General features: G+C 74.2%; 20 protein-coding genes. 5 read left to right on the top strand and 15 right to left on the bottom strand.

Annotated features, from left to right (window positions below; genetic code table 11):
• Positions 1 to 152 precede the first annotated feature (152 nt).
• The 6 genes from NP075_RS18610 to NP075_RS18585 form a co-directional block, all read right to left on the bottom strand.
• Positions 153 to 1,472, bottom strand: a complete 1,320-nt coding sequence (locus NP075_RS18610; protein ID WP_256791315.1) for a DJ-1/PfpI family protein — start codon at positions 1,470 to 1,472, stop codon at positions 153 to 155.
• Positions 1,466 to 1,861 carry a hypothetical protein gene (locus NP075_RS18605; RefSeq protein WP_227563587.1) on the bottom strand — a complete coding sequence of 132 codons (396 nt, stop codon included), beginning with the start codon at positions 1,859 to 1,861 and terminating at the stop codon, positions 1,466 to 1,468. The genes NP075_RS18610 and NP075_RS18605 overlap by 7 nt, the downstream gene beginning before the upstream one ends.
• Positions 1,862 to 1,985: 124 nt before the next feature.
• Positions 1,986 to 2,624 carry a response regulator gene (locus NP075_RS18600; protein ID WP_227563586.1) on the bottom strand — a complete coding sequence of 213 codons (639 nt, stop codon included), beginning with the start codon at positions 2,622 to 2,624 and terminating at the stop codon, positions 1,986 to 1,988.
• Positions 2,621 to 3,715 carry a sensor histidine kinase gene (locus NP075_RS18595; protein WP_227563585.1) on the bottom strand — a complete coding sequence of 365 codons (1,095 nt, stop codon included), beginning with the start codon at positions 3,713 to 3,715 and terminating at the stop codon, positions 2,621 to 2,623. Before NP075_RS18595 ends, NP075_RS18600 begins: the two co-directional genes overlap by 4 nt.
• A 65-nt stretch (positions 3,716 to 3,780) precedes the next feature.
• Positions 3,781 to 4,230 carry a DUF1801 domain-containing protein gene (locus NP075_RS18590; RefSeq protein WP_227563584.1) on the bottom strand — a complete coding sequence of 150 codons (450 nt, stop codon included), beginning with the start codon at positions 4,228 to 4,230 and terminating at the stop codon, positions 3,781 to 3,783.
• 264 nt (positions 4,231 to 4,494) lie between these two features.
• A complete protein-coding gene (locus tag NP075_RS18585; protein WP_227563583.1) occupies positions 4,495 to 4,923 on the bottom strand; it encodes an OsmC family protein in 429 nt (142 codons plus the stop codon).
• A 188-nt stretch (positions 4,924 to 5,111) separates the two neighbouring features.
• On the opposite strand from NP075_RS18585, the gene NP075_RS18580 reads away from it, so the two are divergent.
• Together NP075_RS18580 and NP075_RS18575 are read left to right on the top strand one after the other, a co-directional pair.
• Positions 5,112 to 5,813 carry a ribonuclease FAU-1 family protein gene (locus NP075_RS18580; RefSeq protein ID WP_227563582.1) on the top strand — a complete coding sequence of 234 codons (702 nt, stop codon included), beginning with the start codon at positions 5,112 to 5,114 and terminating at the stop codon, positions 5,811 to 5,813.
• 474 nt (positions 5,814 to 6,287) lie between these two features.
• Positions 6,288 to 7,169, top strand: coding sequence for a sigma-70 family RNA polymerase sigma factor (locus tag NP075_RS18575; protein ID WP_227563581.1), 882 nt, complete (start codon positions 6,288 to 6,290; stop codon positions 7,167 to 7,169).
• 3 nt (positions 7,170 to 7,172) lie between these two features.
• On the opposite strand, the gene NP075_RS18570 is transcribed toward NP075_RS18575, so the two are convergent.
• Complete coding sequence (locus NP075_RS18570) at positions 7,173 to 7,559, bottom strand: DoxX family protein (RefSeq protein ID WP_227563580.1); 387 nt, start codon at positions 7,557 to 7,559, stop codon at positions 7,173 to 7,175.
• Between the two features lie 304 nt (positions 7,560 to 7,863).
• Here NP075_RS18570 and NP075_RS18565 point away from each other — a divergent pair, with 304 nt between their 5' ends.
• Positions 7,864 to 8,586, top strand: a complete 723-nt coding sequence (locus NP075_RS18565) for a dienelactone hydrolase family protein (protein ID WP_227563579.1) — start codon at positions 7,864 to 7,866, stop codon at positions 8,584 to 8,586.
• 37 nt (positions 8,587 to 8,623) lie between these two features.
• On the opposite strand, the gene NP075_RS18560 is transcribed toward NP075_RS18565, so the two are convergent.
• Genes NP075_RS18560 through NP075_RS18550 form a run of 3 tightly spaced genes read right to left on the bottom strand, consistent with a single transcriptional unit; the run spans position 8,624 to position 9,872 of the window.
• Positions 8,624 to 9,034 (bottom strand): VOC family protein, encoded by a 411-nt coding sequence (locus NP075_RS18560; protein WP_227563578.1) that lies wholly within the window; start codon positions 9,032 to 9,034, stop codon positions 8,624 to 8,626.
• The gene (locus NP075_RS18555) at positions 9,031 to 9,558 is read right to left on the bottom strand and encodes an SRPBCC domain-containing protein (protein WP_227563577.1); all 528 of its coding nucleotides are present in this window, start codon (positions 9,556 to 9,558) and stop codon (positions 9,031 to 9,033) included. The genes NP075_RS18560 and NP075_RS18555 overlap by 4 nt, the downstream gene beginning before the upstream one ends.
• The gene (locus NP075_RS18550) at positions 9,555 to 9,872 is read right to left on the bottom strand and encodes an ArsR/SmtB family transcription factor (protein WP_227563576.1); all 318 of its coding nucleotides are present in this window, start codon (positions 9,870 to 9,872) and stop codon (positions 9,555 to 9,557) included. The genes NP075_RS18555 and NP075_RS18550 overlap by 4 nt, the downstream gene beginning before the upstream one ends.
• A 164-nt stretch (positions 9,873 to 10,036) precedes the next feature.
• Between NP075_RS18550 and NP075_RS18545 the strand changes: the two genes are divergently transcribed.
• A complete protein-coding gene (locus NP075_RS18545) occupies positions 10,037 to 10,477 on the top strand; it encodes a hypothetical protein (protein ID WP_227563574.1) in 441 nt (146 codons plus the stop codon).
• An 84-nt stretch (positions 10,478 to 10,561) separates the two neighbouring features.
• Positions 10,562 to 11,011, top strand: coding sequence for an NUDIX hydrolase (locus tag NP075_RS18540; RefSeq protein WP_284439905.1), 450 nt, complete (start codon positions 10,562 to 10,564; stop codon positions 11,009 to 11,011).
• A 317-nt stretch (positions 11,012 to 11,328) separates the two neighbouring features.
• Here NP075_RS18540 and NP075_RS18535 read toward each other — a convergent pair whose 3' ends face one another.
• From NP075_RS18535 to NP075_RS18510, 5 genes are all read right to left on the bottom strand, one after another.
• Positions 11,329 to 12,357 (bottom strand): hypothetical protein, encoded by a 1,029-nt coding sequence (locus NP075_RS18535; RefSeq protein WP_227563573.1) that lies wholly within the window; start codon positions 12,355 to 12,357, stop codon positions 11,329 to 11,331.
• 100 nt (positions 12,358 to 12,457) lie between these two features.
• Entirely contained in the window at positions 12,458 to 12,994 is a 537-nt protein-coding gene (locus NP075_RS18530; RefSeq protein WP_227563572.1) for a putative immunity protein, read from the bottom strand.
• Between the two features lie 151 nt (positions 12,995 to 13,145).
• Complete coding sequence (locus NP075_RS18520; RefSeq protein ID WP_284439904.1) at positions 13,146 to 15,902, bottom strand: glycoside hydrolase family 9 protein; 2,757 nt, start codon at positions 15,900 to 15,902, stop codon at positions 13,146 to 13,148.
• Between the two features lie 165 nt (positions 15,903 to 16,067).
• Positions 16,068 to 16,685, bottom strand: a complete 618-nt coding sequence (locus NP075_RS18515) for a hypothetical protein (protein ID WP_227563571.1) — start codon at positions 16,683 to 16,685, stop codon at positions 16,068 to 16,070.
• 224 nt (positions 16,686 to 16,909) lie between these two features.
• Positions 16,910 to 17,446 (bottom strand): GNAT family N-acetyltransferase, encoded by a 537-nt coding sequence (locus tag NP075_RS18510; RefSeq protein WP_227563570.1) that lies wholly within the window; start codon positions 17,444 to 17,446, stop codon positions 16,910 to 16,912.
• Between the last annotated feature and the right edge of the window lie 78 nt (positions 17,447 to 17,524).

Genomic DNA, 17,524 nt, shown 5'->3' with positions numbered 1-17,524 from the left:
GCACTACCCATGGTGCGCGTCGGGATTCAAGGTGCTTTGAGAATCAGGCCGGACACGTGGCGTGGACGACCCCGGGGTGCTCGCGAACGTGCTGGTGGCAGGCGGCCGCGATCGCCCAGGTAGCAGCCGGGCGGACGAGGTCCCGCCCCACCTCACGGTCCGCCGCGCGGGGTACGCGTCCTGCGACGCACCAGTCCCCGCGCACCGAGCGCGACCAGCACGCCGAGCACGCCGAGCGCGAGCGGTCGCAGCGTCAGCGCCCACGGCCAGGACGGCCCGGCGAGCGGCAGGCCGTCGACGGGGTACTCGAGGACCTTCGCCGTCCACCGTGCGGTGGCCACGTCGGTCGTCCGTGCCAGGTCCTGCAGCACGGCGTCGTACGCGAAGCCCGGCCGCTCGTGGGGGTGCACGGCGTCGATCCCCGGGACGGTGGGGTGGTCGGTCGTCCCCGGGAGCACGAGCCGGTCGAGCCCGGCGACCGACGCGGTGCGCGGCACGAACGTCAGCCCGTGGCGCGACGTCACCGGCCCGTCGCCCACGGCGACCGTGTCCGCGGCCAGCGACTGCGCGTACGTGTCGAACACCGAGGCGAGCTCGACCTCGCCCACCCCGTCGGTGAGCTGGACGCCGATCCGCGGTCGGTCCCAGCCGAAGGCGCTGTGGAGGGCCACGACCGCGTCGGACGGTGCGAGCCGCGTCCGCGCCATCCGCGGCGGGCCGCTCGACGCCTCGTACGGCCAGCCGATCGCCCGTGCGGCGCGCACCGCGGCGGCCTCCCCGACCAGCCGCTGCACGGCGTGCAGGGTGCCGTCGATCCCCGACAGGACGCCGGCCGTGCTGATGACCGCACCGTCGTCCACGTACCGGGTCCCGGCGACCCAGTCGACGCCGGGGTAGGTGCCGGCCCACTCGTCGAGGCGCAGCCAGTGGGCCGTGGCGCGGTGGCCGTCGAGCAGTCCGGCCGAGGCGACCACGGCGGCTCCGTTGCAGACGCTGAGGATGACCGAGCCCCCGTCTGCCTGGGTGGTGAGCCATGCCGTGACGGGCTTCGTCGTAGGGCGGCCGACGTCGGGCATCGCGGGCACGACCACGAGGTCGGCCGGACCACCCAGGAGCTTCTCGAGCCCGGCGAACGTGAGGTCCGGGACGAGGTCGAGCCCGCCGGTGAGGGGCACCGGGTGGCTCGCGGGCGCCACGGTGTAGACGTTGAACGCACCCGTGCCGGCGAGGATCTCGTACGGGGCCAGGACGTCGGACGCCACGGCGCCCGCGTCCCCGACCACGACGGCCACGGTCGGTCTGGTCGGGTCGTACGCGACCGGCGCCGGGGTCGGGGACACGGCGTCGGTCCGAGGGGCGTTGAGGCCGGTGACGGCGTGGACGGCCGTCGGGGCGCCCAGCGCCGCCGGGAGCGCCAGAGCGGCGAGCACGAGCAGGACGACCTTGAGGAACGCGCGCACCGGGCTCACCACCCGTACTCGTGACGGCGCCGCAGCATCACGGCGAGCATCGCGGCCAGCATCAGCACGTGCCCGGCCGTCATCAGCTGCATGGCGGTCACGGCCCCGGCCAGGCTGAACGGCAGCAGCAGCAGGAACGGCAGGTACATCGCGGCGGCCATCTCGGCGACGGAGGCCGCCCCGTGCCCCCGGACCCGCATCCACACCGCCATGCCGATCGACATGTTCGTCGCCATCACCAGCGTCTGCGCGGTGGTGCTCTCGCGCAGGCCCGGCCAGGCGAACGACCAGACGGGCTCCAGCAGGACCATGCCCGCCACCATCGCGGCCACCATCTCCACCGCGTGCCGCGTGAACCGCCGCGCCGGGTGGCGGGCGATGCCGTGCTCTTCGTGGTTCATCTCGACTCCTCGTGGATCCGACGTGCGGACACACGACAGCCTCGGCCGACCGCACGGCCGCGTCAGGTGCCGATCGTCATGCCGCGGGTCACCCTCCGGGAGTGACCCGGGCGACCGGCGACGGTCAGAGGATGCCGAGGTCCCGGGCCCGCAGGGCCGCCTGCGTGCGGTCGCGCACCTCGAGCTTGGACAGCACGCTGCTGACGAGGTTCTTCACGGTCCCCTCGGCGAGGTACAGGGCGCCGGCGATCTCGCGGTTGCTGCGCCCGTCGGCCAGCAGCCGCACCAGCGCGACCTCCCGCTCGGAGAGCGGGTGCGTCGACGGCTCCGCGTCCGCGGGGATCCGCACCACCCGCGCGACGACCTGCGCCACCACGGACGGCTGCAGCACGGTCTCCCCGCGAGCGGCTGCGACGAGCGCCTCGACGAGGCGTGCCGCGCTCACGTCCTTGAGGAGGTAGCCGACCGCACCGGCCCGCAACGCGGCGAGGACGTCCTCGTCGTCGTCGAACGTCGTCAGCGCGATCACCCGCACGTCGGGCTGCTCGGTACGCAGCCGGGCCGTGGCGGCGATGCCGTCGAGCACCGGCATCCGCAGGTCCATGAGGACCACGTCGGGTCGCGCCGCGGCGCTCGCGCGGACGGCCTCCTCGCCGTTCGCCGCCTCACCGACGACCCGGATCCCCGGCTGCACCTCCAGCAGGGTCGTGAGCGCCTCGCGGAAGAGGGCCTGGTCGTCGGCCAGCACCACGCGGATCGTCACCCGGGCACCTCGACGACGAGGGTCGTGACGCCCTCGGTCGGGGTCGAGCCCAGGGACAGGCGCCCCCCGACGCCCGCCATGCGCTCGCGGAGCCCCGCGAGCCCGAAACCGTCCGCCGGCTCCTGCGCGAGGCCGCGTCCGTCGTCGCGCACCTCGAGCCGGACGTGGTCGTCGTCGCGGAAGTCGAGCACGACCGCGGTGCGCGTGGCGGCCGCGTGCTTCCTGACGTTCGTCAGACCCTCCTGGGCCGCGCGGAAGAGGGACTCGTCCACGTCGGCGCGCAGCGGACGGGCCGTGCCCCGGACGTCCAGCTCGGTCAGGACGCCGGCCTCCGTCGCCTCGGCGGCGAGCGTCCGCAAGGCGTCCGCGAGGACGGGACGGTGCTCGCGCAGCGCCGCCACCGACCGCCGGACCTCGGCGAGGGCACGCCCCGACTGGTCCTGCGCCTGCGCCAGCATGGCGTCGAGGCGGTCGGGGTCCGCGGTGGGGATGACGGCGCGCGCCGCTTCGAGCAGCATGCGCACGACCGTCAGGTGGTGGCCGACACCGTCGTGGATGTCGCGCGCCAGGCGGTTGCGTTCCTGGGTGGTGGCCAGCTGCTCGGCCTGCGCGGCGTACCCGCGCAACCGCTCGTGCGCGGCCGCCAGCTCGGCCCTGGCCCGCTGCTCCCGCACCAGCAGCTCGGTCACGACCACCGTGAACGTGCTGACCGCCAGGGTGCTCAGCGCCTCGCCGAGCACGCGCGGCCACTGCATGCCGAGGTGGACGAGCGGGACGACGACGGCCACGCCGATCGCCGCCGGCAGCGGCAGCAGCAGGACCGACTGCGCCACCAGGACCACCAGGAGCAGCACGGCGCCCACCGCGGCACCGGACAGGGAGAAGACCGCGAAGCCGAGCACCAGCTGCACGCCGACGTACCCGGCCGCCCACCCGGCAGGACGCCCTTCGGCGAAGCGGAATCCCACGATCGCGAGCGCGGAGTACGCGAGCCCGACCAGCAGCGTGGGCGCGAGCTCCGCGGAGCTCGCGGACCCGAGCGGCAGCGTCAGGTAGGCGACCACGGTGAGAACGGCGAGCGCCCGGTTCACCCGATTCACTGTGCAGGAGGAGGTGTCGCCGGTCAATGACGCGACGCTGGGTCAGGCGGGCCCGGTCAGACGGCGACCCGCGCCACCAGCGCCGTGAGCGTGGCCTCGGCCTCGGGCGTGAGCCTGCTGACCGCGAACGACGTCGGCCAGGCACCGGCGTCGTCGTCGAGGTCCGCCTCGGTGGTGAACCCGAACGTCGAGTAGCGCTCCTTGTCGACGTCGCCGCTGCGGAAGAAGCACACGACCTTGCCGTTGCGCGCGTAGGCCGGCTGCCCGTACCAGAGCTTCGGCGCCAGGTCGGGGGCCGTCGTCGTGACGATCGCGTGGATGCGCTCGGCGACGGGGCGGTCCGCGTCGCTCATGTCCTGGATCTTGGCGAGGACGTCGAGCTCGTCGGCGGCCTTCTTGTTGCCGCGCCCGCGGGTCTTCTCCTTCCTCAGCTCCGCCGCCCGCTCCTTGATGGCGGCGCGCTCCTGCTCGGTGAAGCCCTCGGCCGTGCCGTTGGTGGTGGTCATGTCGTCCCGCTCCCGTCCTCGTCCGGTTCGTGGTGCGTCCACCGTAGGGACGGCCGGGTGCGGGCACTTCTCGATTGCTGACCGGATCGCGTGGTGGGGTGGTGATCCGGCGGCGCGACCAGGTGCTCCGCGGAGGACTGCACGTAGTCCGCTGCGTCGTCCTTGGTCGGCAGCGCCCAGGGGTCCCCGGGGAACGGGCGTCGGGCAGCCCGCCGAGCCGGCCGTGTCGTCGCCGATCTCTGGGAATCCGGGGAGCTGACCTTGTCAGGACGGTTCCGGCGGCCTGCTGACCCGGACCTCGTCGAGGCTCACCGTGGTGCCGGTACGCAGCGTGCCGTGCACCTCGGCGATCGCGTCGACGTGGGCGACGAGCTCGCGCACCTGCTCCTCGGGGGCCGGCGAGATCACCGAGACGCGGTACGACACGTCCCGCGCACGCGCACCGGGGGCGTCGAACCACCCCGCCACCTCGACGTCCACCGCGACCACGGGCAGGGACCGGGCGGCGGCCTCGCGGTAGACGTCGTTGGTGGCGCACGTCGCGAGGGCCAGGAAGAGCAGCTCGCCGCCGCTGACGGCCGAACCCGGCGCGCCGCTGCGCGCGGGGAGGTCGAGCGCCCGGCCCTGTCCACCGGCGGTGACGGTGACCTCGTGGCTGCCGGGCGTGCTGCGGATCGAGGCGGTGTACTCCACGTCGACCGCCCTCCTGCCTCGTGGACCGGTTCGGTCCGTCGAGTCTCGTGCGTGCGCTGCCGCCCGTCCAGAGCCGCCCGCCGACCTGTACGGACAGACCCGTGGCCGTGCGTCGTCGACCGGTGCCATGGTCGACGCGTGGCGTGCTCAGGGCGGGCGGTCGTCCAGCCCGTCGGTACCGTGGGCCGGTGGTCCACGACGAGGTCCCGCTGCCGCCCGTGCCCGAGCCGCCGCCGTTCGAGCGCGGCGCACCCGTCGTGCTGCGCAGCGTGCGGGACCTGGGCCGTCCGCACGGGGTCGCCGTCGGCTACGCGGTCGCCGGCACGGTCGTGCTCGACGACGACGACGTCGTGGTCGTGTCGACCCGCCCCGGCTCCGGGGTGCGCGTGCGTGCCGGGACGGGTGGCGGACCGAACGGTCGGATCGTGCTGCCTGCGGCGTGGGACGGCACGTACGACGAGCGCGTCTGGCAGGGGCACACGGTCGTGCGCGTGCACCGGCGCGGTGACCGGTGGTCCGTGTGGCGGTGGCACGACGGTCAGCGCTGGACGGACCGCTGGTACGGCAACCTCGAGTCGCCGTGGCGCCGGTCCCCGGTCGGCTTCGACACGCAGGACTGGGCTCTCGACGTGGTCGCCGCAGGCAGCCCGCTCGGCGGCCCGTGGGCGGTGGGCTTCAAGGACGAGGACGAGCTCGCGTGGATGGTCGGCCGCGGCTACGTCACCGACCTGCACGCCCGCCACGTCCGCGTGGTCGGCGCCCGGTTGCTGCAGCACGCGCGGGACGCGGGCTGGCCGTTCGACGCCGACTGGGACGCGTGGCTGCCTGACGAGAGCTGGCCGACCGTGCCCGTGCCGGACGGCTGGGAGCACCTGCCCCGCGAGGACTAGGCGACGGGAAGGCTCAGTGCTGCTCACCGGCGGACGCTGCGTGCCCGTCCACCTTCCACAGGAGCAGCGCGGCGCCGGCGAGGGCTGCTGGTCGTCGGCTTCCACCTCGTGAACCTCGGCTTCGTCGCCCTCGTGCTCCGGGTGAGCGCGCCCGTCCTGTCGACCCGGCAGGCCATCGAGGCGCTGGCCTCCAAGCTCGGGGCGGTGGCACTCCTGCTCGGCGCGTTCCACCTCGCCAACGTCCTGGTCCTGAGCCGTGTGCGTCGACGCCGCACGGCCCCGCCCGGCCGCACATCCCTCACGGGGCGGCGGCGCCGCAGGCCGGGCAGGGGACTGCTCCTCCGTACGGCGGACCGACGGCGCCGTACGCCTGAGGTCGTCACAGCGGGAGCCGCCACGACGTCCCGCCCGGGCGGACGGACGGTTCCGTGGGGTGAGGTTGCTGGACGCCTGTGCCACCTGACACTTTGGAGCATGACCGGAGCAGCCCTCGGGCCGGACGCCCTGGCGCAGGTGTTCGAGGGCGAGCGTGCACGCCTCCTGAGGCTGGCGCACCGCGTCCTCGGGTCGCGGTCCGACGCCGAGGACGCCGTCCAGGAGGCGTGGCTCCGGCTCGCGCGTCAGGAGCCGGGCTCGATCGACAACCTGGGGGCATGGCTCACCACCGTCGTCGGCCGTGTGTGCCTCGACATGCTGCGCTCGCGGAGAGCAGCCCCGGGAGTCCCGCACGACGAGTGGCTGGCCGGGCTGGAGGTCGTTGCGGACGACGCTCCGACACCCGAGGACGACGCGGTCCTCGCCGACTCGGTCGGGCTGGCTCTCCTGATCGTGCTCGAGACCCTCCGGCCCGACGAGCGGTTGGCGTTCGTGCTCCACGACGTGTTCGCGGTGCCGTTCGAGCAGATCGGCCAGATCATCGGCAGGTCCACCGACACGACGAAGATGCTCGCCAGTCGCGCGCGCCGCAAGGTGCGGGGCACGCCGCAGCAGACCGACAGGCAGCAGGCCCGTGCGGTGGTGGCCGCCTTCGTGACGGCGGCGCGGACGGGGGACTTCGACGGGCTCCTCCGCGTGCTCGACCCCGACGTGACGCTGCGCAGCCACACCGCGCGCGGTGTGCTCGTGAAGATCGGCGCCACCGCGGTCGCGACCGCTGCCCAGCGGGGGACGGTGTTCAGGGGGCGCCCCGTCCTCGTCAACGGTGAGCCGGGGCTCGTGCTCTGGGACGCGAACGGGCGACCGCGTGCGCTGATGGCGTGCACCGTCGTGGGCGAACGGATCGTCGACATGGTCTCGATCCTCGATCCCGCGCGACTGGAGCAGATCGACCTGCCGGAGCCCCCGCCCGCGACCTGAGGCTCACGCGAGCGGCTGCGCCACGAACCGCCCCCACGCCACGAAGGCGAACAGGAGCAGGAAGCCCAGGTCGCCCACGAGGAACGTCCACTCGCTCCGGCGGAACCGCGTGGTGCCCGCACCGGCCATGTAGAGCATCAGGCCCGTCGCGGCCAGCGGCACCAGCACGGGGGCGACGCCGACGAGCGCCGGCAGGACCAGACCGAGCGCCCCGGTGACCTTGATGGTCCCCATGACCTTCATCTGACCGTCGCTGAAGTCGTCGACCCAGTGGCCGCTCGCGCCGGCCAGCGCGCGGTACCGCTCCTTGGGCATCAGGAGGAAGGTCAGTCCGCCGATGAGGTACGCCGTCGCCAGCCCGCCGGCGACGACCCACAGTGCTGTGTCCACGGTCAGCTCCTCCTCGGTCGGCCTCAGCCCGTCGGGCCGTCACCGTGATGACGCGGCCGGGCGCAGGAACGTAACCGTTCGGCGCCGCGCCGGCCGTCCGCGTCACGCCACCGGGAACGTCACTCCCGCCAAAAAGCTGTCGTGGTGCGTGTCGAGCGGGGTTAGCGTGGTCGGGCCGTGCGAGACGACGAGGAGGTGGTACCCGTGGACGCAGGATCGACAGGGGTGCTCCCCTCCGGCGTCACGGTCGGACGGTAGGTCGTCCGGGAGCCCCGCCCTCCGCAGGCTCCCGAGAGGCACGACCATGCGATTCACCTCTGAGCAGCACCTCGACGACGGCGTCCTGGCACGCGAGCTCGTCGTCGGCGAGATCCCCGGGACGCTGTGGACGCCCCGGCTCATGCCCGCCCCGCTGATCCTCATGGCGCACAACAACGGCCTGCCCCGGACCGACGCCCGCCTGGTGGCCCGCGCCCGGTACGTCGCCGCGGAGTACGGCTACGCGGTGGCGAGCATCGACGCGGCGGGGTGCGGGGACCGGCCGCGGTCCCCGTCCGACGAGCGGGCCCGTGCCGAGCTGCGCCGGGCGGTGCAGGCCGGGGAGCAGGCAGACGAGCTCCTCGAGTCGGTCGTCGGCCCGCTCGTCGAGGCCGCCGCCCCGGACTGGCGCACCGCCCTGGACGCCCTGCTCGCGCTGCCCGGGATCACCGGCCCGGTCGGGTACTCCGGGTGGGCGGCCCTCGGCATCCGGCTGGCCGCCGTCGAGCCGCGGATCGCGGCCGTGTGCCTGTACGCCGGCGGCTACGTGCCCCGCGCCCAGCGCGAGGAGGCGCGGCGGGTGACGGCTCCGCTGCTGCTCCTGCTGCAGTGGGACGACGAGGGGAACCCCCGCCGGCACGCCCTGGACCTGTTCGACGCGTTCGGCAGCACCGAGAGGACGCTGCACGCGAACCGGGGCGGGCACCTGGCGACGCCGCGCTTCGAGCTGGAGGACTCGTGCCGGTTCCACGACCGGCACCTGAGGTGACCCCGGGCCGGGACCAGCGGACGTGTGGACCTCGCGGTCAGCGCCCGTCGGCCGTGCGCATCACGTGCTCGGCGGCCTGCGCGCCGTCCCACAGCGTCAGGCAGAAGAGGTGCCCGGCCGGGTCGGCGTAGACCAGGCAGTGGTCGGCGTTGGGTTGGGTGTCCATGCGGGTGGCGCCGGCGGCGAGAACCCGCGCCTCGGCTGCGGCGAGGTCCTGGACGTGGAGGTCCAGGTGCATGTGCATGGGCACGTCGCCGTCGGGCCAGGTGGGCGGACGGAAGTCGGCGACCCGCTGGAACCCGATCTCCCCACCGGGCCCGACGACGTGCGCCCACTGCGCCGCGCCCTCGGCCCGGCCCCCGGTGATGTCGGCGTAGAACCGCGCCAGCGCGAGGGCGTCGGGGGCGTTCAGCGTGACCGCTCCGAGGCGGACGTCGTCGCTGCTCACGCGAGCCCCACCGCCTCGTACGCCGGTGCCAGCTCCGTCCACCGGTGCTCCCACCGGGGTGCGGGCCGGTCGGTGGACCAGCCCTCGGGGTGGGCGGTGGCGTCGAGCGCGAGCGCGCGTCCCAGGTCCTCCAGGTGGGTGTGCCAGCCCGCCGCGTGGTGGTGCAGGACCTCGAGCGGTAGACCGCGCTCCTCGACGACGAGGCGCGTGCCGTCGTCCTCGGTGGTCAGCCACGCCTCGATCCAGCCCTCCTCGCCGCCGTCGGGGGAGGAGGTGCGCAGGAGCAGGTGGTGGGGTGCGTCGCACCGCTCGACGCGCGCGGTGCCGGACCACGAGCTGGTGAAGGTCACCTCGACGGTGCCGCCGGGCCGCAGGTCGCCGGAGACCTGTGCCACCCAGCGCGCGAGACGCTCGGACGTGGTGCACGCCTGCCAGAGGTCGTCGATGTCGGTGTCGTACACGTCCTCGACCCGGACCGCTCCGGTCGTGGCGTCGAGCGGACGCATCGTGGCGATGGGGCTCATGACCTGGCCTTCTTCCCTCGGGCGATCTCGGTGTGCAGCGCGTCGAGGCGCTGGGTCCACAGCGCGCGGTAGTCCTCGAGCCACTCGTCGACCTCGACGAGCGCCTCCGGCCGCAGCCGGTAGATGCGCCGCTGCGCCTCCTGCCGCGACTCGACCAGGCCCGCCTCCCGGAGCACCCGCAGGTGCCGCGAGACGCCGGGCCGGGCGATGGGCAGGGCGTCGGCGAGCTCGCCCGCCGTCGCCTCGTGGTCGCGCAGGATCGCGAGCACGGTACGACGGCTCGGGTCGGCCAGGGCCTGGAGGACGGCGTCCATGGGTCGAACGTACCCGGTCTGGTACGTAACCGGAAGGGTACCCATTGGATCGAGCGAGACCGGCATCACTTGAACATGTTCAGACGAGCCTCTACGTTGGACGTGTTGAACATGTTCAACTAGCCGGGACCACCCGGCTGACGTCCGGCACAAGGGAGCGACCCATGAACGCGAACGTCCTCACCTACCTCGTCTACCTCGCGGTCAGCGTCGGGCTGACGATCTGGGTCGCCCGGACCCTCACGCGCAACGGGGAGGTCTTCCTCGTCGACGTCTTCCGCGGGGACGAGAGGATCGCCGCCGCCACCAACCGGCTCCTGGTCGTCGGGTTCTACCTCGTGAACCTCGGCTTCGTGGCCCTCAACCTGCAGGTGAGCCACCCGATCGTCTCCACCCAGGACGCCATCGAGGCGCTGGCGTCCAGGCTCGGCGGGCTGGCCCTCCTGCTCGGCGTGCTCCACCTCGTCAACGTCCTGATCATGAGCAACATGCGCCGCCGCCGCTCCGCCCCCGCCGCGCCCCACGGACCCTACGGTGCGACGCCGCCGTACACCGGGCAGTGGACCGGCCCGGTGTACGGCGGGCCGCCCGCACCGCGCGCCTGAGTGCCGCAGACGCGTGCCGGTAGTCTCCGCGAGCCGACCGATCCGCGAGGACGCCGTCCCCGCCCGGCACGGCGGGACGACGTCGTGGCGGAGGAGACCGTGGAGTTCACCGAGTACGACACGCGCGTGGCGGCCTACGCGGTCGTCAGCGACGGCGAGCACATCCTGCTCACCTGGTTCAACGGGTCCACGCCGAGCTGGACCCTGCCCGGCGGCGGCGTCGAGTTCCACGAGTCCGTCGAGGAGGCGGTGGTGCGCGAGGTGCGCGAGGAGACGGGCTACGAGGTCGAGCTCGACGCGCCGTTGACGACCCACTCGTTCACCCGACCGGCCGGCGACGGTCGACGTCCCGTCAAGTCCGTGCGCGTGCTGTTCGGCGCCCGGGTGGTGGGCGGCGAGCTCGGGACGACCGAGGTCGGGGGGACGACCGACTTCGCCGCGTGGGTGCTGCTCGACGAGGTCCCGCTCGGTGCCCCCACGCCGGAGATCGTGCGCCTCGCGGTCGAGCACGTGCGGTCCGGGCGAGGGGCCTGAGCGAAGGACGTGCTCACCCGGCCGGCCGGGACGTCGCCGCGTCCGGCCACGGGCTCGTGTCGTGCGAGGTGTACGGGACGCCGTCCCGGCTGGGTCCGGGCTGAGCGACGCCCGCGGGGCTCGTCCGGCTGCGCCGCACCACACCCGCGTCAAGGCGCGCCCTGTCGCGTCCACACCTGCGCCACCGCGACCCCGAGATCACGACGCCGACGACGCCCGCGGCCGGTGCGAGCCGCGGACGACGGTCGGTCCGGGGCGTCCGGCGCTCCGCCGGTACGGGTCGGCTGCGCGCAGCACGTCGTCGGCACCCTCCGTGCTCACTCTCCTCCCACGTCCTGCGTCGCGGGGCGCCCGGCCCTCATCGCCGCAACGACCAGCGCCAACGCCGTCACCAGCAGGACCGTGTTCTGGGCGAAGCCCCCTGGCGGCTGCGGGTCGGTCGATGCGACCGACTGGAACCCGACCAGCGCCCGCGCCACGACCGCCGCCCCCGCGACGGCCGCAGCATGCCGCGGACCCCACGACGCGGACCGCGACCACCGCGTCACGACGAGCGCGACCACGAGCACGACGGCGGTCCCGAGCGCCACGCCGAGCCAGGTCGACGGAATGGCCTGGTAGCCGGCAGCCGCGACGAGGACGAGGCCGAGCACCATCGCCGGCCGCGGCACTCGTCCCTCGGTGGGAGCCGGCAGGCGGCGACGACCGAACGTGAACGCGACGGCCACGAGCGCGGCCGCCAGGGCGAGCGCGGCCGCGATCTGCGCAGCGGAGGCCTGGTCGCTGCCCGCGCCGCGGATGTCGGACCAGACGAGCACCGACGCGAGCGCCCACAGCACTCCGAGGACGACCAGCCCGACGCGGCCCAGCCAGGGCTGCCGTCCGGGCCGGCGGTCGAGCGCCTCGACGAGCGCGACCGGCGCGCTGATGCTCCAGATGACGTGCCCGAGCAGGAAGTTCAGGGCGAACGCACCACTGACCCCGAGCGGCGGGATCAGCGTCCGCGCCGCCACCTGTCCCCACCACGCGTAGCCGGGGTAGTGCTGCGCGAACAGCGACTGGTCCACCACGCCCGCCTGCACGACGCCGAACGCCCCGGCCATCGCGAGGATGCCCGTCCAGTGCATCCCGGTGCGTGCCGCGAGCTCCCGGATCAGGACGGCGGGTGCGCCGTACAACGGTCCGATGATGACCAGCCCACCGATGAGTGCGGCCGGCTGACCCGTCACCTCCGGGTCGTAGGCGGTCAGGTACTCCGCACAGACGGGCGCGACGAGGAAGAGCAGCAGCGCGAGCAGGCGGAGCCGCGTGCGCGACGGCCGGAGGCCCCCCGTCCCGGTGGACACCACTGCATGCTCGCAGGCCCACCGACCGCCTGTACACGACCCGGGTGCAGCCCTCCCGCCCGACGGTTCGAGGTCTTCCGGGGCCGCTACGTCCGCGACGTCAGGACGTGGCCAGGTCCGCCTGGATCATGCGGATGACGGTCGCGAGGACGCCGGACGCCAGCAGCCCCGACCCGAGCGGTCCCGCCGTGTCCTCACCGAGCAGGGGGAGACGCCGCAGCGCCGCCCGGGTGTCCGCGCTCATGCGGTGCACCTGCTCGCGGACCTCCTCGTCGAGCGCGTCCGGGCGATCCGGGAGCGCGAGGCCGGCAGCCTTCGCGGCGTAGGCCGCGGCCCCCAGGGCGTGCGCACCCATGTGGGCGACGCCCGAGGCCTGCGCCGCCGCTCTGGCCGCGGCGACGGCCGCGGGCGAGCTGACGGCGTTCGCGGCGCGGCCGGCGACGAAGCGCCGGCGGATCTCGTCGGCGGCGCGCAGCTCACCGCGGCTGAACGCCCGGGCGCGTGCGATCGCGTCGCGCGGGCGGTCGTCGTCCGGTGCCTCCGCCTCGAAGAGCGGCAGGACGCGCTCCGCGCAGTCCGCCGCCCACCCGGCGACCGTGCGCCGGTCCGCCTCGCTCAGTGCCTGGGGAGAGACCACGTCCCGACACTAGGGCGGCGGTGGCCCCGGACGTCGAGGAACGGACGCAGAGGATCGACCTCGCGGCATCGAGCGCCGGCACGGCGACGGCCGCCGGTCACGAGGACCGACGGCCGCCGTCGACCCCGGGGGACGCCCCGGGCCGTTCTGCTCAGGAGCAGGACGCTCCGTTCACCGTGAAGCCCGTGGGCGCCGCGTTGGTGCCGCTGTACGAGCCGTTGAACCCGATGCTCGTCGACCCGCCCGCCGCGAGCGAGCCGTTCCAGGCCGCGTTGGTCGCGGTGACCGCGGCGCCGCTCTGGCTCCACGTCGCGCTCCAGCCCTGGGTGACCTTCTGGTCGCCCGGGAACGTGAAGCCGAGCTGCCACGACGACCACGCGGTCGAGCCCGTGTTGGTCACCGTGACCGCGGCCGTGAAGCCCGTGCCCCACGAGTTCGCCGTGTACGTCACCTTGCAGGAGGCGGTCGGTGTCGGTGTCGGGGTGTTGCGGGGCGACAGGTCGACGGTGACCGGCGCGGAGACGCCGGAGAGCTGGCCGGCCGAGTCCCGGGCGCGCACGACGAACGTGTACACGCCGTCCGCCGCGAGCCCGGTCAGGGTGACGGACGGGGTGGTCGACGTGGCGACGACCGTCTGCGTGCCGCCCTCGACCCGGAGCACGTCGTACCCGGCGACGCGGACGTCGTCGGTGGACGCCGCCCATGTGAGCGTCAGCTCCGTCGTGGCCACGGCCGAGGCGACGGGCGTACCGGGCGTCGACGGCGGGGCGTCCACGGGTGTGCCGCCGCCCGTGGTGCGGACGGAGACGGGCGCCGACGTCGACGTCAGGCCCGCGCCGTTGCGCGCGCGGACCGTGAACGTGTACGCCGTGTCCGCCGTCAGGCCGGAGACCGTCGCGCTCGTCGTGGTCGACGTCGCGACGACGGCACCGGCGGCATTCACCACGTCGTACCCCGCGACCCCGCTCTCCGCATCGGTCGACGCCGCCCACGCCAGCGTCACCGACGTGTCGGCGACGGCGCTCGCGGTGGGGGCGCCCGGGGCGCTGGGTGCGGTGGTGTCGGCGGGCGTCACCTCGCCCGCCTGCTCGGCCGCCCACGCGGTCAGCCACGCGAGCGCCGAGTTCCAGTTGATCGCGACCTCGTTGACGGAGTACGCCTCGATGTCGTCGACGAAGCACTTCTGGGGCGCGCAGCCGGCGAGCTCGGCGGCGGCGACCGGGTCCTGCAGCTCGCTGTTGGGGCCACCGGAGAACGACCCGGGCGGCGCGATCGGCAGGGACGCGTCGTTCTGGTTCGCCCAGAACCGGTGGTGCACGTTGCGCACGGCCTTCTCGCCGTAGCCCGCGACGTACGACTGGTTGAGCGGGTTGCGACCCTGGAAGTAGTCGAGCGCGCCGTACACGGCGGTCCGGTACTTCGCCTCGCCCGTGAAGTCGTACGCGAGGGCCAGGGCGTTGGCGTTGTTCGCGACCTGGCCGTTCGAGCCCCAGTAGTAGACGGTCCCGGCGTTGTTGGGCGCCGGGTAGGCCTGGTTCGCCAGCCGCGTCAGGGCCGCGTCGGCGAACGACACGATCGCGGAGCGCGTCGCCGCGACATCGGCCGCGGGCAGGCCCGTCGGCACCAGGGCGAGGGTGGTGTCGCCCAGGCCAGCCGTCCAGCCCCAGTCGTAGCCGCGCTGCGCGAAGCTCACACCCTTGTAGAACGAGGACCCGGTGACGTCGGCGCGGTAGGACGACTCACCCGTCGTCGCGTACAGCTCGGCCGCGGCCCAGTAGAACTCGTCGGTCACCGAGGCGTCGCTGTAGGCGCCGCCGCCCGTGCCGTCGGTGCTGGACGCGAGCCGGTTCGGGTTCGCCTCGGCCGCCGCGTACGCGGTCTGCGCGGCCGTCAGGGCCCGGGCGGAGAACGCGGGGTCGTACGACTCCCACAGGCGCGAGGCCTGGGCGGCGACGGCCGCCATGTTGAGGGTCGCGGCCGTGCTGACCGGCGCGAGAATGCGCCGCTGGGCGTCCTGCGACGGGATCGTCGGGATCCCCGTCCAGTTCTCGTCGTGCATCTTGTGGTGCACCATGCCGGCGTCGGTGCGGCCCGCGGGCACCTGCATGCGCAGCAGGAACTCCACCTCCCACCGCGCCTCGTCGAGCACGTCCGGCACGCCGTTCGCGCGTTCGGGGATCGCGAGGGTCCCGTCGCCCAGCGCCTCGGGGTCCGCGCCGTCGACGTGCAGCGTCCGCTCGTACGCGTTCTGCAGCTGCCACGTCGCGATGCCGCCGTTGACGACGTACTTGCCCTGGTCACCCGCGTCGTACCAGCCGCCGCGCACGTCCAGGCTGTACCCGCACGACGTGCGGCACGGGACGTTCGTGTCGCCCTGGTTGGGCGCGACGCCCAGGTGCCCGGCGGCGCGCGCGTACGTGCTGCCGACGTACTGCGCCTCGATCGCGATGCCCGAGCGCTGGTGGTAGAAGAACGCCAGCGAGTCGTACCGGAGCTTCTTCAGGGGGTCGGCGGAGATGTCGAACGGCAGGCTGCTCGAGCCGCCCGCGGACAGCACGTACCCGGAGCCCGGGGTGTCGTACGACGAGAAGTCGATGAGGTGCGTCCGGTCGCCGGACAGGGTGTCGGCGCCCTTGACCGTGGACGTGCCCTCGGCGACGGTGCGGCCGGCCGCGTCCCGCAGCGTCCAGGCGACCGGAGTGGTCGACGTGCTGACGAGCGTCGCGACCTTGGCGACGCCGGGCACGTAGGCGACCTGGTTGACCTTGACCGGCGTGCCCGGGTCCGGGGCGGCGACGGCCGCAGGGGCCGTGGCGCCGGCGACGGTCAGGGCTGTGGCGACCGCGACGACCGCGAGAGCGGCGGCCCGGACGCGGCGCGGCGCGCGCCGTCGGGTGATCGGAGACATGGCAGTCCTCAGGTGGGCGACGACGAGGCGGCGCTCGCACCCGGTGGCCGCCCGACGCTGGGCCCGGCCGCCGTGGAGCGCTTCCCCACGGTAGGTCGGGGACGCGGCCGCGCGGTCGGCCGCCCGTCCCCGGAATCGATTAAGGGACGGGCGCCGAGCCGGCCGCTACGACGCGACGGGGATCTTCGACGTCGCGAGCGCGCTGTCCATGACGACGCGGGTCAGGACGGTGAGGTCGAACTGTCCGCCGGTCATCTGGAAGAGCCCTTGGACGGCGAGCCCGTAGACGACGGGCCACTGCTGCGGGTCCGGTGCCAGGGGGACGATGTGCGCGAGCATCGGCTCCCACGCCCCCAGGTGGTCGATGGGCAGGGCAGTCGGCGCCGTGCGGGGCGCGTACCGCGGCCGGCCGAACTCGGGTCCGCCGACGGTGGCAGCGCTGTGCCGGACCAGCTCGTGCACGTCCGGCAGGGGAGCGCCCTGGCTCTGGGCGTACCCGGCGACCAGCGACCACACGGAGTGCGGGCTCTCCAGGAGCGGCCAGCTGATCGCGGGACCCATCACGAAGGTCCGCCCGTCGGAGGTCCCGACCTGGAGGTCGTCCCGCCCTGCGTACTCGGGGCGACGGCTTGCGCGGCCGTCCCGCGCGGCCAGGTGGCACGCACGCCCGGACAGGGCCCCCAGTGCGGTGGCGACGTTCTCCACCTGCACGCCGCGCTCGTCCTTGAGTGTCGCGAGCACGCGCTGCAGGACCTCGCCCGCGGCGAGCTTGTTGCCGACCATGGGCTCCTGCGCTATCCGTTCCCGGACCGCCGGGGACAGTCCCAGCGGGGGTCGGCCGTCCGGCACCGGGCCAGGCGCGGCGTCGTGCCCCTTCTTCCGGCCGAACAGTCCCACGTCGTCTCCTCGGGTCACCGTGCGCGCACGTCCGCGTGCGGAATCTAGCGCGGGACGTGGGACGACCGTGGCCGGTTCACGGACGACCTCGGGTGAAGTGGGCTGACCGGTCAGGACGAGGTGCCGGGCGCCTGGACCCGGTACAGCACGTGGCGCCGCAGCGGGTGCCCCTCGGGTCTCGGCGGGTAGTCGAAGTCGTCGGCCGGGTCGCGCGTCATGCCCAGCCGCCGCATGACGGCCCGGGAGCGCTCGTTGGCGACCGCGGTGAACGAGACGACCTCCGTCAGCCCGAGCTCGTCGAATCCCACGGCGAGGGCCTGCCGCGCGGCCTCGGTGGCGTAGCCGTGACCCCACGCCCAGCGCGGCAGCCGCCAGCCGACCTCGGTGAGGGACGGGTTCCACGACGGGCGGGCCAGCCCGGTGAAGCCCGCGAACCGGCCGTCGACCTCGAGCGCCCACAGACCCCAGCCGTTCTCCTCCAGCCACGCCTGCGCGCGGGCGGCGAGCGCGTCGCTCTCCTGCCGCGTGAGCGGCGCGGGGAAGTACCGCATCACCTCGGGGTCGGCGTTCATCTCGGCGAACGGCTCCAGGTCGGCGGCCGTCCAGGGGCGCATCAGGATGCGGGCGGTGCGGCGTTCGAGCGTCATCGCCGCACCGTAGCGCCGCCGGCGCCGGTGTGGTGGTGGTCACCGGTCCTGGATACCGCGGCCGGACCCGTCGTACCC

Origin of the sequence: Cellulomonas wangsupingiae (assembly GCF_024508275.1) — a bacterium.
In the GTDB taxonomy this organism is placed as follows: domain Bacteria; phylum Actinomycetota; class Actinomycetes; order Actinomycetales; family Cellulomonadaceae; genus Cellulomonas; species Cellulomonas wangsupingiae.
This window is presented reverse-complemented; position numbering and strand designations above follow the sequence as displayed.

What these genes read in the sequence shown, in the direction of transcription:
- NP075_RS18605 (WP_227563587.1), bottom strand. Translation starts at nt 1,861, where the DNA reads ATGAACCACGAAGAGCACGGCATCGCCCGCCACCCGGCGCGGCGGTTC.
- NP075_RS18590 (WP_227563584.1), bottom strand. Translation starts at nt 4,230, where the DNA reads ATGACCACCACCAACGGCACGGCCGAGGGCTTCACCGAGCAGGAGCGC.
- NP075_RS18575 (WP_227563581.1), top strand. Translation starts at nt 6,288, where the DNA reads ATGACCGGAGCAGCCCTCGGGCCGGACGCCCTGGCGCAGGTGTTCGAG.
- NP075_RS18565 (WP_227563579.1), top strand. Translation starts at nt 7,864, where the DNA reads ATGCGATTCACCTCTGAGCAGCACCTCGACGACGGCGTCCTGGCACGC.
- NP075_RS18555 (WP_227563577.1), bottom strand. Translation starts at nt 9,558, where the DNA reads ATGAGCCCCATCGCCACGATGCGTCCGCTCGACGCCACGACCGGAGCG.
- NP075_RS18550 (WP_227563576.1), bottom strand. Translation starts at nt 9,872, where the DNA reads ATGGACGCCGTCCTCCAGGCCCTGGCCGACCCGAGCCGTCGTACCGTG.
- NP075_RS18545 (WP_227563574.1), top strand. Translation starts at nt 10,037, where the DNA reads ATGAACGCGAACGTCCTCACCTACCTCGTCTACCTCGCGGTCAGCGTC.
- NP075_RS18520 (WP_284439904.1), bottom strand. Translation starts at nt 15,902, where the DNA reads ATGTCTCCGATCACCCGACGGCGCGCGCCGCGCCGCGTCCGGGCCGCC.
- NP075_RS18515 (WP_227563571.1), bottom strand. Translation starts at nt 16,685, where the DNA reads ATGGTCGGCAACAAGCTCGCCGCGGGCGAGGTCCTGCAGCGCGTGCTC.
- NP075_RS18510 (WP_227563570.1), bottom strand. Translation starts at nt 17,446, where the DNA reads ATGACGCTCGAACGCCGCACCGCCCGCATCCTGATGCGCCCCTGGACG.